Origin of the sequence: Nocardioides bruguierae (assembly GCF_023554635.1) — a bacterium.
Classification (GTDB): Bacteria; Actinomycetota; Actinomycetes; order Propionibacteriales; family Nocardioidaceae; genus Nocardioides; species Nocardioides bruguierae.
The window spans coordinates 13,760-29,185 of sequence record NZ_JAMJPH010000019.1 but is presented as its reverse complement, the minus strand read 5'-3'; the positions used below and the strand labels follow the sequence as shown (position 1 = coordinate 29,185).

The window sequence follows — 15,426 nt, the reverse complement described above, 5'->3', positions numbered from 1 at the left end:
CACCGGCGAGCCGCCCAGCCGTCGTCCCGTCGTCGGGCGTGGCCCACGGCTGCGGCAGGATGGCTCCCCGTGAGCCGACTCCACGCCGTCCCGCCCGCGACCCTGCACCTGGTCCTCATGCTGGTGCTGACCTTCACCACGGGGATCGTCGACGCCGTCGGCTACCTCGGCCTGGACCGGGTCTTCACCGGCAACATGACCGGCAACGTGGTCATCCTGGGCATGGCGCTCACCGGCGCCGACGACCTGCCCGTGGTCGGTCCGATCCTGGCGCTGCTCGGCTTCATGGGCGGCGCCGCTATCGGCGGCCGGGTGCTCAAGCGCGCCTCGCAGCCGTGGACCGGCCTGACCGGGTGGCTCTTCGCCACCGTCGCGGTGCTGTGCATCGGCCTGGCCGTCGTCCTGCTGGTCGTGGGGGAGGAGCCGACCCCGGCGGTCGGCCTGCCCGTCACCACGCTCCTCGGCGCGGCCATGGGCCTCCAGGCCGCGACGGCGCGCTTCATCGCGGTCAAGGACGTCACCACCGTGGTCGTCACCTCGACCATCACCGGCCTGGCGGCCGACTCGGTGCTGGGCTCGGGCAAGGCGAGGGCGGCCGGCGGCGGCTCGGGGCGGCGGGCCTGGGCGGTCGTGGCGATCCTCGCCGGTGCCGCGGTCGGCGCGGCGCTGCTGCGCTGGCACACCGGCGCCGGCCTGCTCCTCGCCGGCGTGCTGATCGCGGCCGTCACCGTGGTCGGGCACCTGCACGCCCGCGGGCACCGGCCGGCCTGACCGGCCGACGGTGCCCGGGCCCGCCGACTCACACGAGCAGCGACGGGCCCCGTTCCTTGGCCGGTGGCGGCGCGAACTCGCCGCGCTTGGAGGTGCGCAGGCCCAGCCGGACCAGCTTCTCCACCTCGAGGGTGGCCGCACCGACGCCCTCGACGACCGGCACGCCCAGCTCGGCCGAGAGCCAGTCGGCCAGGTCCGCCATCCCGGCGCAGCCGAGGACGATGACGTCGGAGCGGTCCGTGGCGAGCGCGTGCTCGGCCTCGGCCAGGATGCGGGCCCGGGCTCGCGGGTCGGTCTCGAGCTCGACGACCGGCACCTCGCAGGCGTGCATGCCGGCGCAGTGGTCGGCCAGGCCGCCGGCACGGGCCACGTCCCAGGAGTGCCCGATGGTGCGGCCCAGCGTGGTGACGACGGAGTAGGTGCGGCCCAGGTAGGCGGCCGTCCGCATGGCCGCCTCGGCGATGCCGACGACCGGGGCGCCGGTCAGCTCGCGCGCGGCGAGCACGCCGGGGTCGCCGAAGCAGGCCACGACGTAGCCGTCGTACCCGCCCCGGGCGACGAGCTCGAGCACACCGGGCACGGCGAGCGCCTCGTCGTAGTGGCTCTCGATCGAGACCGGCCCGGAGGCGGGGTTGACGGCCTCGATCGTCACGTCCGGGCCGGCGACGGCGCCGGCGGCCCCGCCGATCAGCGCCGTCATGGACGCGGTGGTGTTGGGGTTCACGACGAGGAGGCGCACGCTGCTCAGACCTCCGCGGGAGCCTGGGCCAGGGCGGCACGGTTGCGGGCGGCGTGCCCGGCGACGTCGGTCACCCGCGCTGCGACCAGGTAGGCCACCAGGCCGAGCCCGCACCCGAGGAACCAGGAGTAGTCGGGCAGCCAGGTCAGGTGCCCGCTGAGCTTGGGCACCACGACCGAGAGCACCGAGAGGACGCCGGCCACGGCGACCGCGGCGACGGCGGCCGGGTTGTAGCCCTTGCGGTAGTAGTACTCGCCGTCCGGCTCGAGCGTGTACAGCTCGTCGACGTCGACCTGCTGGTGGCGCACCAGGTAGTAGTCGGCGATGAGGATGCCGAACAGCGGGCCGATGAGGGCGCCGAGGATGCCGAGGGTCCAGAAGATGGCCTCGTCGTTGGAGTACCAGTTCCAGGGGGTCAGCAGCACCGAGCCGACGGCCGCGATCATGCCGCCCATCCGCCACGAGATCTTCTGCGGTGCGACGTTGGAGAAGTCGAAGGCCGGGGAGATGAAGTTGGCGACGATGTTGATGCCCACGGTGGCGACCACGAACGTCAGGCCGCCGAGCAGCACCGCGGTGTAGGTGTCGATCGCCTGGACCGTGTGGACCGGGTCGGTGATGAGCTCGCCGAAGACCGGGATCGTGGCCGAGGCGGTGAGCACCACGAGCAGGGAGAAGACGACGAAGTTCACCGGCAGACCGAGGAAGTTGCCCCGCTTGACGGCCTCGAAGCTGCGTCCGTACCGGGAGAAGTCACCGAAGTTCAGCATCGGCCCGGAGAAGTAGGAGACGACCAGGGCGATGGCGCCCAGCATCGCGGTGACCTGCTGGCCGGTGGTGAGGTCGCGGTCCGAGAGCGAGAACGAGATGTCGAAGTCGGCGCGCACCAGCATGTAGCCGCACAGCACGATCATCGCGACGTAGACCGCCGGGCCGCAGAAGTCGATGAACCTGCGGATCGCGTCCATGCCCCGCCAGAAGACGAGGGCCTGGGTCACCCACAGGATCGCGAAGCTGACGTAGCCCACGAGCGAGAGGCCCGCGAACGACCAGGCGTCGGTGGCGTACTCGGTCAGCCCCGGGAACAGCTTGAGGATGACGATGGTGAGCGAGCCGGCGGCCAGGAAGGTCTGGACGCCGTACCAGGCCACCGCGATGAGCCCCCGGATGATCGCGGGGATGTTGGCGCCCAGGACGCCGAAGCTGGCCCGGCTGATGACGGGGTAGGGCACGGCCGCGACCTGGCTGGGCTTGGCCACCAGGTTGCAGAACACCTGCACGATGACGATGCCGACGATCAGCGCCACGAACACCTGCCACGAGGTCAGGCCGAGGGCGAACAGCGCGCCGGCGGTGACGTAGCCGCCGACGCTGTGCACGTCCGACATCCAGAACGCGAAGATGTTGTACGTCGACCAGGTCTGCTCGGGCAGCGGGTCGAGGTCCTCGTTGGACAGGCGCGGGTCGTAGGCCCGCTTGGCCACGCCACGGCCGGGCGGGTAGCCCGCCGCCTCGACGACGTCGGGCTGGTGGACTGGACCGTGGTGCGAACGTTCGGTGGCGCTCATGGCTCGGCTCCTCGTGCGCGGCTGGCGGGCGGCTGGCCCGCGGGCTGGGGTGTCGGCAGCACGCTAGGAACGCGGTGTTTCCCGCACCGCACGGTCGTGGTGACGGGGGCGTCACGCGAACGGTATATCCGTGACGGGACGGGTATATCCGGGACGGGTCTGTCGAAGCCGGTCCGTCGGGGCCGGTCCGTCGGGGCCGGTCTGTCGGGGCCGGTCGCGGCTCAGCCGGGCAGGAAGACGTCGAGGTCGTCGGCGAAACCCTCGAGGGCGTCGGTCAGGTGCCGGTAGTGCGCCAGCGACTCGGCGACCAAGGTGTCGGCGTCGCGGGCCACGAACGCGGCCAGCATGCGGTCGTGGTCGTCGTAGAAGGCGTGGCGGCCGTCGTGCTCGACGCGGGCCATCGGGCGCGCGGGCTCGGTGATGTTCCACGCGGACCGATACATGTGCACGAGGCGGCGCATGCCCGCGGGCGCGATGAGGGCGTCGTGGAAGAGGCGCGACTGCTCGTGGTAAGCCCGCTCGTCCCCGGCGGCCAGCGCCCGGGCCAGTCCCTCGTGGGCGGTGAGCACGCGCTCGTCGTCCGCGGGCCCGGCGTTGCCCACCGCCGCGCGCAGGGCGGCGGACTCGAGCGCGGCGCGCACGTCGTAGAGCTCGCGGAACTCGGCGAACGTCAGCTTCGCCACCGCGTACCCCACGCGCGGGGTGTGCTCCACCAGGCCCTCGCCCAGCAGCACCTTCAGCGCCTCGCGCACCGGGATGGGGCTGACGCCGAAGAACCGCGCCACCTCGTCGATCGGGATCAGCGTGCCCGGCGGTTCCTCGCCGGAGAGGATCGCCCGGCGCATGTCGTCGATCACACGGGGCGGCGTGCCCTCCGCGTGCGTGCTGACCAGCCGCGAGGCGAACACCGAGCGACGACGGGGTGCGGGGCTGGGGGCACCGACGGGCATGGGAGAGTCCTCCTGCTCGGCTCACAGGGTGCGGGACGACGGCGGCCCACGGGCGCCATCGTGCACCGCCGGACTGGTCCGGTCGCAAGCGTTACAGCCGTGAAACCTGCGTTTCGTCGGCTGAAACGCAGCCCTCGTAGCGTGACGCCGCCCGAGAACACCTCCTGAGGAGACTGCATGCCCACCATCCGCCGCCCGCGGCTCACCGCCCGGCGCCTGCTCGCGACCGTCGCCCTGGCCACGGCCGCCTCGCTCACCCTGGCCGCCTGCGGCTCGGACGACACCAGCAGCGAGTCCTCCAGCAGCGGCGAGGCCGCTGACTACGGCGACATCAGCGTCCAGTACTCCTGGATCAAGAACGAGGAGTTCGCCGGCGAGTTCTACGCCTACGAGAACGGCTACTACGACGAGGCGGGCTTCGGCACCGTGAACGGGATCTCGGGCCCCGACACCGGTGTCGCCAAGCTGCTGTCGGGCACCGTGCAGGTCGCCCTCTCCGACGCCGCCTCGGTCGGTGCCGCGATCGCCGAGCAGGACGCCCCGCTGAAGATCATCGGCGCGACGTTCCAGAAGAACCCCTTCACGATCCTCTCGCTGAAGGACGGTGCCGACATCGCGACGCCGCAGGACCTGGTCGGCAAGACCATCGGCGTCCAGGACTCCAACGCCTCGGTCTTCAACGCCATCCTCAACGCCAACGGCATCGACCCCGACGACGTCACCGTCGTCCCGGTCGACTTCGACCCCACGCCGCTGATGAACGGCGAGGTCGACGGCTTCATGGCCTACCTGACCAACGAGGCCATCACCGTCGAGGAGGCCGGCTACGACGTCACCAACCTCGCCTACGCGGAGAACGGCGTGCCCTACGTGGCCGAGACCTTCACGGTCACCGACCAGTACCTGGCCGAGAACCAGGACCTGCTCAAGGCGTTCCTGATCGCCGAGATCAAGGGCTGGTCCGACACCTTCACCGAGCCCAGCGAGGACACGGTCGACCTGATCACCAAGTACTACGACCAGGCGGCCTCGGAGAACGCGGACGGCCTCGAGAGCGTCTTCGGCTCGCTCGACCCGGCCAAGACCGCGAAGGGCCTGGCCGCCGAGCAGGAGCTCATCTCCACCGAGGACACCGAGTCCAACGGCCTGTTCACCATCACCGACGAGCTGCAGCAGCAGACCGTCGACTCCCTGGCCGCCGCCGGCTGGGACGTCTCCGTCGACGACATGTTCGACACCTCCCTGATCGACGAGATCTACGAGGAGAACCCCGACCTGGTGGACTACCAGGGCTGATGGCTTCCTCCAGCCCGGAGCCCGGTGCCGCCCTGCACACGCGGGGCGGCACCGGCATCCAGATCAACGGACTCACCAAGTCCTTCAAGGTCGGTGGCGGCAAGACCGTCACCGCCCTGTCGGACGCCGACCTGCACACCGAGCAGGGCAGCTTCCTCGCCCTGCTCGGCCCCTCGGGGTGCGGCAAGTCGACCATCCTGCGCATCCTCGCGGGCCTCGAGGACCCGACCACCGGTCAGGCCCTCGTCGACGGGCAGACGCCCGCCGAGCTCCGCAAGGACAGCCAGCTCGGCATCGCCTTCCAGGACCACGCGCTCCTGGCCTGGCGCAGCGTGCGCAAGAACATCGCGCTGCCCTTCGAGGTGGCCGGGCGCAAGCCGGACAAGGACTACATCGAGGAGCTCATCGACCTCGTCGGCCTGCGGGGCTTCGAGAACGCCAAGCCCGCCCAGCTCTCGGGCGGCATGCGCCAGCGCGTCTCCATCGCGCGTGCGCTGGCGCTGAAGCCGTCCGTGCTGCTGCTCGACGAGCCCTTCGGCGCCCTCGACGACATGACGCGGCAGAACCTCAACCTCGAGCTGCTGCGCATCTGGACCGAGAAGCCCGCGACGACGCTGCTGGTCACCCACGGCATCTCCGAGGCGATCTTCCTCTCCGACCAGGTCGCCGTGATGAGCGCGCGCCCCGGTCGGGTCAAGGAGATCATCGAGGTCGACCTCCCGCGTCCGCGGACGCCCGAGATGATGCGCACCCCGGAGTTCCACGCCCTCGTCGACCGCGCCTCCGACCTCCTGTTCGGCGGCGGCAGCGAGGGCGGGCACTGAGCATGGACGACAAGCCAAGGGACGGCACGGCATGAACGGCAACGGAACCCCGCGCTGGCTCTCCGCGGTCATCGGCATCGTGGTGATCCTGACGCTGTGGTACCTGTTCTCGATCACGGCGTTCACGCCGGCGGAGGGCACCGACTACACGCCGGTCCCGACCCCGCTGGCCGTCGCCCAGCAGCTCCTCGACGACGGCCTGCGCCCGTACTGGGGCCCCTTCAAGGTGACGATCGCCGAGGCCGGCTGGGGCTTCCTGTGGGGCAACCTGCTGGCCCTGCTGCTCGCCTCGACCGTGCTGCTGGCGCCGAGGCTGGAGCCGATCGTCGTGCAGATCGCCGTCGTCAGCTACTGCCTCCCGCTCGTCGCGGTGGGCGGCATCGCGATCGTGGTCATGGGGGGCGCCGACTACGCCGGCGACACCTCCGACACCGCGATCTTCCTGGCCTCCCTGGCCGTCTTCTTCACCACGGTGGTCGGGGCGCTGCTCGGCTTCAAGGCAGCCGACAAGGCCAGCCTCGACGTCATCCGGGTCTACGGCGGCGGACGCCTCACCCAGCTGCGCAAGGTGCGGCTCATCGCCGCGCTCCCCGCGATCCTCAACGCCCTGCAGATCGCGGTGCCCACCGCTTTCCTGGGCGCCGTGCTCGGTGAGTACATGGGGGCCACGGACAGCTCGGTCGGCATCCTGCTGATCCGGCTCCAGGGCAACCTGGACGCGACCCGCGTGTGGGTCGTGTTCCTGCTCTGCGCCGTCGTCGCGCTGCTCGGCTACGCGATCTTCGGCCTCATCGCTCGACTGATCACCCCGTGGGTGTCGGGACGGAGGACCGCATGAGCACCACCGCTCCCACCACCTCGGCCACCGTCGACCCCAACGCCGGCGCCGCGCTGGCCAAGGCCCGCTCCAAGGCGCTCGCCGCCTCGGTCGGACGCTCGGTGATGAACACCGTGATCACCCTGGTGATCGTGGTGCTGGCCTGGCAGGCGATCATCTCGTTCTCCTCGATCTCGGAGTACGTGGCCAAGGGGCCGGTGGACGTCTGGAACTACCTGTTCGTCACCGACCCGGACAGGTCGACCACCGCCGCGGAGAACCGCGAGCTGCTGTTCGGGCTCGTCGGCACCTCGCTCAAGGACTCCGCCATCGGGTTCGTCGTGGGCATGGTGACCGCCGTCGTCCTGGCGATGCTCTTCAACCTCTCCAAGGCGGTCGAGGCCGGCGTCATGCCGCTCGCGCTGCTGCTGCGCTCGATCCCGCTGGTCTCGATCGCGCCGGTCATCATCCTCATCACCGGCCGCGGCACCACCGCCTCGGTCGCGGTGATCGGGACGATCGTGGTGCTGTTCCCCGCGCTGGCCAACGTGCTGTTCGGCCTCTCGCGGGCGAGCAAGGAGAGCCTCGACCTGATCCGGGTCTACGGCGGTGGCCCCGTCCAGGCCCTCACGAAGGTCGCCATCCCCGGCGCGCTGCCGTCGCTGTTCGCCGCCGCCCGGGTCTCCGTGCCCGGCGCCGTCACCGGCGCGCTGCTGGCCGAGTGGCTCTCCACCGGCCAGGGCGTGGGCGGGCAGATCGTGAAGTTCAACGCCGCCGCCCAGTTCGACAACCTCTGGGCCTCGGTCGCGATCATCACCGTCGTCACGCTGCTGCTCTACAACCTCGTGCAGGTCGTGGAGACCGTCGTGCTCAACCGGATGGCGATGAGCCAGGCCGAGCTCTGACGCAGACGCACGCAGGCCCCGGTCACCCGAGAAGGGTGGCCGGGGCCTCGTGCGTTCCCACGACTCAGTAGTGGGTGCGGTCGTCCTTGGAGAGCCAGGCTGCGAACGGGTCGAAGGACTCGGGGACGCCGACGAGGTCGACGGGGGTCGGCCAGGTGTCGCGGTCCTGGGCGAACAGGTCGTAGAAGGCCCGGTCGTCGAAGCCGCCACGCGCGGCGTCGTCGCGGTCGGCGGCGTAGACGACCCTGTCGAGCCGGGCCCACAGCGAGGCGGCCAGGCACAGCGGGCAGGGCTCGCACGAGGTGTAGAGCGTGCAGCCGGTCAGCGAGAAGTCGCCGACCACCTGGCAGGCGGCACGGATCGCGGTGACCTCGGCGTGCGCGGTGGGGTCGAGGTCGCGGGTGACGCGGTTCTGCCCGGTCGCGATCACCTCGCCGCCACGGACGATCAGCGCACCGAAGGGGCCGCCGCCGGCCGCGACGTTGGCCTTGGCGAGGTCGAGCGCGCGCCGGATGAACGGCTCGTCGGCGGGGTGCGGGGCGGTCTCGGTCACGGTGCCTCCTGGGCAGGGACGGTGGGCTCGAGCGAGCCGGTGGCGGCGAGCCGCCAGACGCGGTCGCGGGTCATGGGCAGGGAGTGCGGGCGCACGCCGAGGGCGTCGCGCACGGCGTTGGCCACCGCCGGGGCGACGGGGTTGTAGGGCGCCTCGGACATGGACTTCGCGCCGAGCGGCCCGATGGCGTCGTAGGTGTCGGCGAACAGCACCTGGGTCGGCGGCACGTCGGCCATCTGCGGGGTCCGGTAGTTGCGGAAGGTGCGGGTGGTGGCCACGCCGTCCTCGACGCGGACCTCCTCCAGCAGCGCCGAGCCGAAGCCCTGGGCGACGCCGCCCTCGACCTGCCCGCGCAGCTGCTCGGGGTTGAGCACGGTGCCGGCGTCGGCGGCGTGCACGGACCGCAGCACCCGCACCGCACCGGTGGGCACGTGGACGGCGGCGCGCACGGCGTGCACGTTGAAGGCGACCGACCTGGGGCTCCCGTGGTGCTCGCCCCGGGCGACCAGCGGTGCCTCGGGGGTGGCGACCTCGCCGGCGGTGATCCGGGAGGCCAGGGCCCGGGCCGCGTTCAGCACCGCGCCGCCGGCGACGACCGAGCCGGTCGAGCCGTAGGCGCCGGTGTCGTGGGCGACCGCGTCGGTGTCGGCGGAGACCAGCCGCACCTGGGCGGCCGAGACCGGCAGCACGTCGGCCAGCGCTGAGACGACGAGCTGCACGTGCACGGTGGCCGAGCCGTTGCCGAACTCGGCCGAGCCGACGTGCAGCTCGACGGTGCCGTCCGCGAGCAGCACCACCGAGGCGTCCGCGTGGTGCCCGCGCGGGGGGATGGTGGCGATCATGGCCGCGGCCATGCCCTCGCCGACCCGCCACTCCGAGGCGGTGGCGCCGGCGGTGGGCAGCAGCAGGGCGTCGAGCTCGGCGTCGGTGGTGCCGGGCCCGCCGGGGCCGGGCGCCGCGAGCGCGTCGCGGACCAGGTCGAGGCACTGGCCGAAGCCGTCGGTGCCGTGCACGAGGTCGGTGTCGGGGGCGCCGTTGACGACGAAGTCGTCGCCGGGGCGCACCGCGTTGCGACGGCGCAGCTCGAACGGGTCGACGCCACTGACGCGCGCGAGCTCGTCGAGCGCCGACTCGATGCCGAAGACCACCTGGCCGAGGCCGTAGCCGCGGAACGCGCCCGAGGGCACCTGGTGGGTGTAGACCGACTCGGCGTCGACGCGCTTGTTGGCGCAGCGGTACAGCGCGATCGACTCGTGGGTGCCGTGGAACAGCACGCCCGGGCCGTGGTTGCCGTAGGCGCCGGTGTCGGCCAGCACGTCGACCTGCAGCGCGGTGAGCACGCCGTCGGCGTCCGCCCCCAGGTCGACGCGCACCCGCATCGGGTGGCGCACCGGGGTGGCCCCGAACTGGTGCTCGCGGGTGAGCTCCCACTGCACGGGCGCGTAGGTGCCCTGCTCGGCCAGGCGCAGGACGGCCAGGCCGACGAGGTCCTCGACGAGCATCTCCTGCTTGCCGCCGAAGCCGCCGCCGACGCGGGCGGCGCGCACGCGCACCTGGCCCTGCTCAAGGCCCAGCACGTGGGCCAGCTCGTCGCGCACCAGGAAGGGGACCTGGGTGGAGGTCCGCAGCTGCAGCCGGCCGCCGTCGTCCAGAGGCGCGTCGAGCCAGGCGCGGGCGCCGTGGGTCTCCAGGGCCGTGTGGTCGACGCGGGAGGTGCGCCACTCGCCGCGGACGCGGTGGACGGCGGCGGCCAGCCCGGCCTCGACGTCGCCGACCTCGCCGTGGGTCTGGGCGACGACGTTGCGGCCGGGCTCGCTGATCCGGCTGGCCTCGGTGGTCTTCTCGCCGTGCACCAGCGGGGCGCCCGGTGCGCGGGCCTCCTCGGGGTCGAGCACGTGCGGCAGCACCTCGTACTCCACCTCGACGAGCCGGCAGGCGGCCTCGGCCGTCGCCACGTCGTCGGCGACGACCGCGGCCACGCGCTGGCCGACGAACCGCACGACGTCGTCGAGCACGCGAGTGTCGTCGGGGTCGTCGAGGCGCGACTCGTGGCGGCCGGTGGAGAACAGCACGGCGGGGGAGTCGTGGTGGGTGAGCACCAGGTGGACGCCGGGCAGCGCCGCGGCCGCCGCGGTGTCGATGCGCGTGATCCGGGCGTGCGGGTGCGGGCTGGTGAGCACCGCGAGGTGCAGGGTGGCCGCCTGCTCGGCGGCCGGGACGTCCATCGTGTACTGCTCGGTGCCGGTGACGACCCTGCGGGCGGCCGGCGGCGGGACGCTGGCGCCCACGCCGGTGCCGACCTCGTCGGCACAGCCCGCGTTGCGGACGCCGCCGATCGCGTCGCGGATCGACCGGTACCCGGTGCAGCGGCACAGGTTGCCCTTGAAGGTGCGCTCGACGTCGGCCTCGGGCACCGGCCCGTCCGCGGTGGCGGCGGCCGTGGTGACGACGAAGCCGGCGGTGCAGAAGCCGCACTGGAAGCCCTGGGCGTCCGCGAACGCCCGCTGGGCCGGGTGCAGCTCGCCGTCGGGGCCGGTGAGCCCGGCCAGCGTCGTGACCGAGGTGCCCTCGGCGCGCGGCGCCGGGACGAGGCAGGAGTGCCGGGCCTCGCCGTCGACGAGCACGGTGCAGGCGCCGCAGTCGCCGGCGTCGCAGCCCTTCTTCACGTCCGTCGCGCCGGTCTCGCGCAGCAGGGTGCGCAGGCACTGGCCGGGCCGGGCGTCGACCTCGACGGGTGCGCCGTTCAGCTCGAACCTCATGCGGCACCTCCGGTGAGCGCGTCGCGGACCTGGCCGACGAAGCGGGTCGCGACGGCCTCGCGCCAGTCGGGCGCGCCGTGGGCGTCGTCGTGCCAGCAGTCGATGGCGGACGGGTCGTCGCCGTCGCGCAGCACCACGGGGCGGGCGGTCGCGCCGGTGACGCTGACCCGGGTGCCCGTCTCGGTGCGCACGCCGACGACGAGGACGCCGGAGCGTCCGCGGGCGGCCAGGGCGGCGTGCCGGACGGCGGCCACGGGCGTACGGCGACCGTCGGGACCCACGGGCCCGACCAGGGAGGAGCCGGGCACGTCGAAGGCGCGCAGCACCTCCCCGTCGTCCAGGGAGGTCTGCACGGGCCCGACGACGAGGTCCTCGACCGGGCAGGTGCGCTCGCCGCCGGCGGGGGTCCAGATCACGGCGGTGGCGCCCAGCGCGGTGAACAGCCCGATCATCGCGCCCGCGGGCAGCGCCATGCAGACGTTGCCGCCGACGGTGGCGACCGCCTGGATCTTGAACGACATCAGCAGCCCGTCGGTGGCCTCGGGCCACAGCGACCCGGGCAGTGCGCGCACGCGCGCGATCGGGCAGGTGGCGGCGACCCGCATGCCGCCGTCGGGCAGCGGCTCGAGGTCGGGCCAGCCCAGCGTGGTGAGGTCGACGAGCCCGGTGGTGCCGGGCTGCGGCTCGGAGTAGAGCCAGGTGCCGCCGGCGACCACCCGCTCGCCGGGCCCCAGGGCCAGGTCGGTGCGGTCGGTGGCGCGGCGGAACCCGGTGACGGTGCCCAGGTCCATCAGATGATCCGCTCCACCTAGAGCACCCCCTGCTCGGTCTCCCCGAGCCGGTCGTAGGTGCGGCTGATCGCCGAGACCCGCTCCTGGGCGTCCGGGCCGAGCTCGGTCAGCACGGCGTCGGCCAGCACGGAGACCAGGCTCATCGCGGAGGCGTAGGAGTCGAAGGCGAGCGCGGAGGAGAGGGGGCACTCCAGCCAGGTGACGCCGGGGCCGGCGTGCTCGACGGCCGTCGGGTCGGCCACGAGGACGACGTCGGCGCCGGTCGCCGCGCCCTCGCGGAGGAACGAGCCGAAGCCCGCTGGGCGGCGGCGGAAGCCGATGACGACCAGCACGTCGCCCTCGGCCAGGTCGGCGAGCTCCTCGCCGAGCACCTGGCCCGGCAGCGGGGCGAGCCGCACGTCGCCGCGGGCGTGGGCCAGCTGCTGGCGCAGGTGCAGCGCGACGGGGTGGCCGTTGCGCCAGCCCACCACGGTCACGCGACGGGCCGCCGCCACGAGCCGGGCGGCGTCGAGCAGGGCCGGGCTCTCCACGGCCCGGCGCAGGGCGTCGGCCTCGCGCTCGAGGTGGTCGGTCAGGTCGGCGCCCGCCTCGCTGCGGCGCGGCTCGCCGGCCGAGGCGCGCAGCGCGCGCAGGTGGTCGCGGACCTCGTCGAAGTCGGCGAACCCGAGGCTGCGGAAGAGCCGGCTCATCGTGGCCTTGGAGACGCCGGCCATCTCGGCGAGCTCGGCGGCCCGGTAGGTCGCCAGGTCGTCGAGGTGCGTGAGCAGCGTGGAGGCCGCCTTGCGCTCCTGCGGCGAGAGCCGGGGGAGGCAGGCGGTGATCCGCTGGTCGATGCGGCCCGTCGGCTCGGTCTCGGCCGGGGTCCCGGCAGCCGGCAGTGTCGTCATCGGGCGACCTCGGCCCGGCGGGCCCCGTACCGCGTGGCGACCGCCAGCACCGCGGCCTCGAACGCGTCCAGGCCGAGCGCGACGTCGACCTCGCGGACGTTCTCGCCCGGGTGGTGGCTGATCCCGTCGAAGCAGCGCAGGAAGAGCATCGCGATCTCGGTGACCTGCGCGACCGCCATGGCGTCGTGGCCGGCGCGGCTCCACAGGCCCATGGGGTCGGTGTCGCCGGTGACGCCGATGCCCTCGACGACGGCGTCGGTGAGCCAGCCCGCGCAGGGCGCCGCGGGGGCGTGGTGGGTCTCGGTGACCTCCAGCCGCAGCCCGCGCAGCTCGCACAGGGTCTCGGCCTCCGCCAGCATCGCGTCCCACATCTGGTCACGCTCGGGGTCGGTGGCGGCCCGCAGGTCCAGCGTCAGGTCGACGCGGCCGGGGATCACGTTGACCCCGCCGGGGTGCACGTCGAGGCGGCCCACCGTGGCGATGCACGAGGACTGGCGGGCCCGGCGCTCGATCGCGGTGACCACCTCGGACGCGCCGACCAGCGCGTCCTTGCGGCGCTCGTAGGGGGTGCCGCCCGCGTGCCGGGCCTCGCCGTGCACGGTCAGCAGGAAGCGGCGGGCGCCGGCGATGGTGGTGACGTAGCCCAGGCTCGCGTCGGCCGCCTCCAGGTGCGGGCCCTGCTCGATGTGGGCCTCGAGGTAGCCGACCAGGTCCTCCGGGCGGCGCGCGGCCTCGCCGACGGCCCGCGGGTCGAGGCCGAAGTCGAGGAACGCCTGGTGCAGCGTGGTGCCGCGCTTGTCGCGCAGGTCCCACCAGTCCGGGTCCCACTCGCCCGACCACGCCTGGCTGCCGAGCAGGGCCTTGCCGAAGCGGGTGCCCTCCTCGTCCGAGAAGCCGACGACCTCGAGGGCGAACGGCAGCGCGGTGCCGGACAGGCGCTCGGCCACGGCCACGGCCATGACCACGCCGAGCATCCCGTCGTAGGAGCCGGCGTCGGTGACGGTGTCGAGGTGGGAGCCGAGCACCAGGGCCGGCATGCCGGGCTCGGGGCCCTCGCGGCGGCCGTTGAGGTTGCCGGCCGCGTCGACCCACGTGCGCAGGCCGGCGACCTGCATCCACCCGGCGACCAGCTCGTTCACGCCGGCGTGCTCAGGGGAGAGGTAGACCCGCTCGAGGGCGGTGGTCAGGGAGGAGTAGCGGTCCAGCTCGTCGCAGCGGGCGAGGACGCCGGCGGCGGTGGTGGCGCTGGTGGCGGTCCGGGGGTCCTGGGGGGTGGTGCTCATGCGGCGTACACCTCCCGCGCGGCGGCGACGCCTCCGCCGGCGACCACCTCCGCGCCACCGGCCCGCAGCACCTGCTCGAGGCAGGCCAGCGTGGTCAGCACGGCGTCGGTGCGGGCGTTGTAGCCCATGGTGCCGATGCGCCAGACCCGGCCGTGCAGCGGCCCGAAGGAGGTGCCGATCTCGATGCCGAACTCGGTGAGCAGCGCAGAGCGTGCGGCGTCGCCGTCGATGCCGTCGGGGATCTCGACGGCCACGACGTTGTGCATCTTGTGGGCGACGTCGCCGAAGACGGTGAGGCCGAGGCCGCGGACGCCGGCGAGCATCGCGGCCCCGTGCAGCCGGTGCCGCTCGACCGCCGCGTCGAGGCCCTCCTCGACCAGCAGCCGGGCGCACTCGCGGGCGCCGTAGAGCATCGTGGTCGCCTCGGTGTGGTGGTTGAGGCGGCGCGGGCCCCAGTAGTCCATGACCTGCGCGAGGTCGAGGTAGTTGGAGCGGATGACGGCGTGCTCGTTGCCGGCCTCGGCGTCGTCGTCCGCAGCCTCGCGGATGCCGGCCTCGACGACCTTGCGGGCGTCGATCCGGGCCGCGGCCGCGGGGGAGATGGTGATGGGGGCGCTGCCCGAGGGGCCGCCCAGGCACTTCTGGAGGCCGGCGGTGACGACGTCCACGCCCCACGCGTCGGTCTCGAACGGGTTGCCGCCGAGGCTGGCGGTGGCGTCGACGTAGAGCATCACGTCGTGGCGGCGGCAGACCTCGCCGATCTCGGCGAGCGGCTGGCACATCGTGGTCGAGGTGTCGCCCTGGACGCAGGCGACCAGGCTCGGGCGTACCCGGAGGATCGCCTCCTCGACCATCTCGGCCGGCACGACCTCGCCCCACGGCACCTCGACGGTGTGCACCTGGGCGCCGCAGCGGGTGGCGATCTCGACCAGCAGGTGCCCGAAGCGGCCGAAGACCGGCACCAGCACGACCTGGCCCGGCTCGAGGAGGCTCACCAGAGCGGCCTCGATGCCGGCGCGCGAGGTGCCGTCGACCAGGAACGTCTGCTCGTTGGTCGTGCGGAAGACCTCGCGGTAGAGCCCCATGGTCTCGGTCATGGTGGCCGTCATCCACGGGTCGTACTGGCCCACCAGCTGCGCGGACATGGCGCGCAGCACCCTCGGGTCGGCCGTGATCGGGCCGGGGCCCATCAGCAGTCGGGCAGGCGGGTCGATCGGTGGTGCCGGGCTCATGGCGACGACTGTATGAAACGATTGTTTCGTCCACGTCACGGGCGTGTGCGT

General features: G+C 73.2%; 14 protein-coding genes. 5 read left to right on the top strand and 9 right to left on the bottom strand.

The features are described 5' to 3' along the window. The first annotated feature begins 69 nt into the window (after window positions 1-69). Complete coding sequence (locus tag M8316_RS10070) at window positions 70-771, top strand: YoaK family protein (RefSeq protein WP_250054243.1); 702 nt, start codon at window positions 70-72, stop codon at window positions 769-771. Window positions 772-799: 28 nt separating this feature from the next. On the opposite strand, the gene M8316_RS10065 is transcribed toward M8316_RS10070, so the two are convergent. From M8316_RS10065 to M8316_RS10055, 3 genes are all read right to left on the bottom strand, one after another. Beyond that, window positions 800-1,510 (bottom strand): aspartate/glutamate racemase family protein, encoded by a 711-nt coding sequence (locus M8316_RS10065; RefSeq protein WP_250054242.1) that lies wholly within the window; start codon window positions 1,508-1,510, stop codon window positions 800-802. Window positions 1,511-1,515: 5 nt separating this feature from the next. Beyond that, on the bottom strand, window positions 1,516-3,078 hold the full coding sequence (locus M8316_RS10060; protein ID WP_250054239.1) for an NCS1 family nucleobase:cation symporter-1: 1,563 nt from the start codon (window positions 3,076-3,078) through the stop codon (window positions 1,516-1,518). Window positions 3,079-3,299: 221 nt separating this feature from the next. Further along, window positions 3,300-4,028, bottom strand: a complete 729-nt coding sequence (locus M8316_RS10055; protein WP_250054238.1) for a GntR family transcriptional regulator — start codon at window positions 4,026-4,028, stop codon at window positions 3,300-3,302. A gap of 177 nt (window positions 4,029-4,205) precedes the next feature. On the opposite strand from M8316_RS10055, the gene M8316_RS10050 reads away from it, so the two are divergent. The 4 genes from M8316_RS10050 to M8316_RS10035 are packed head-to-tail and all read left to right on the top strand — an operon-like array spanning window position 4,206 to window position 7,870. Continuing rightward, window positions 4,206-5,324, top strand: a complete 1,119-nt coding sequence (locus M8316_RS10050) for an ABC transporter substrate-binding protein (RefSeq protein WP_250054236.1) — start codon at window positions 4,206-4,208, stop codon at window positions 5,322-5,324. Next, window positions 5,324-6,148: an ABC transporter ATP-binding protein gene (locus M8316_RS10045; protein ID WP_250054234.1), complete on the top strand. Its 825-nt coding sequence runs from the start codon at window positions 5,324-5,326 to the stop codon at window positions 6,146-6,148. Before M8316_RS10050 ends, M8316_RS10045 begins: the two co-directional genes overlap by 1 nt. 31 nt (window positions 6,149-6,179) lie before the next feature. After that, window positions 6,180-6,986, top strand: a complete 807-nt coding sequence (locus tag M8316_RS10040; protein WP_250054233.1) for an ABC transporter permease — start codon at window positions 6,180-6,182, stop codon at window positions 6,984-6,986. Continuing rightward, window positions 6,983-7,870 carry an ABC transporter permease gene (locus M8316_RS10035; RefSeq protein ID WP_250054232.1) on the top strand — a complete coding sequence of 296 codons (888 nt, stop codon included), beginning with the start codon at window positions 6,983-6,985 and terminating at the stop codon, window positions 7,868-7,870. Before M8316_RS10040 ends, M8316_RS10035 begins: the two co-directional genes overlap by 4 nt. Before the next feature lie 64 nt (window positions 7,871-7,934). Here M8316_RS10035 and M8316_RS10030 read toward each other — a convergent pair whose 3' ends face one another. The 6 genes from M8316_RS10030 to M8316_RS10005 are packed head-to-tail and all read right to left on the bottom strand — an operon-like array spanning window position 7,935 to window position 15,375. Further along, entirely contained in the window at window positions 7,935-8,423 is a 489-nt protein-coding gene (locus M8316_RS10030) for a nucleoside deaminase (protein ID WP_250054231.1), read from the bottom strand. Continuing rightward, window positions 8,420-11,182 (bottom strand): molybdopterin-dependent oxidoreductase, encoded by a 2,763-nt coding sequence (locus tag M8316_RS10025; protein ID WP_250054230.1) that lies wholly within the window; start codon window positions 11,180-11,182, stop codon window positions 8,420-8,422. Before M8316_RS10025 ends, M8316_RS10030 begins: the two co-directional genes overlap by 4 nt. Then, window positions 11,179-11,973 (bottom strand): FAD binding domain-containing protein, encoded by a 795-nt coding sequence (locus M8316_RS10020; RefSeq protein WP_250054229.1) that lies wholly within the window; start codon window positions 11,971-11,973, stop codon window positions 11,179-11,181. The genes M8316_RS10025 and M8316_RS10020 overlap by 4 nt, the downstream gene beginning before the upstream one ends. Window positions 11,974-11,990: 17 nt before the next feature. Beyond that, the gene (locus M8316_RS10015) at window positions 11,991-12,860 is read right to left on the bottom strand and encodes a MurR/RpiR family transcriptional regulator (protein WP_250054228.1); all 870 of its coding nucleotides are present in this window, start codon (window positions 12,858-12,860) and stop codon (window positions 11,991-11,993) included. Beyond that, the gene (locus tag M8316_RS10010) at window positions 12,857-14,143 is read right to left on the bottom strand and encodes an allantoate amidohydrolase (protein ID WP_250054227.1); all 1,287 of its coding nucleotides are present in this window, start codon (window positions 14,141-14,143) and stop codon (window positions 12,857-12,859) included. Before M8316_RS10010 ends, M8316_RS10015 begins: the two co-directional genes overlap by 4 nt. Beyond that, window positions 14,140-15,375 (bottom strand): pyridoxal-phosphate-dependent aminotransferase family protein, encoded by a 1,236-nt coding sequence (locus tag M8316_RS10005; RefSeq protein ID WP_250054225.1) that lies wholly within the window; start codon window positions 15,373-15,375, stop codon window positions 14,140-14,142. The genes M8316_RS10010 and M8316_RS10005 overlap by 4 nt, the downstream gene beginning before the upstream one ends. Window positions 15,376-15,426 lie beyond the last annotated feature (51 nt).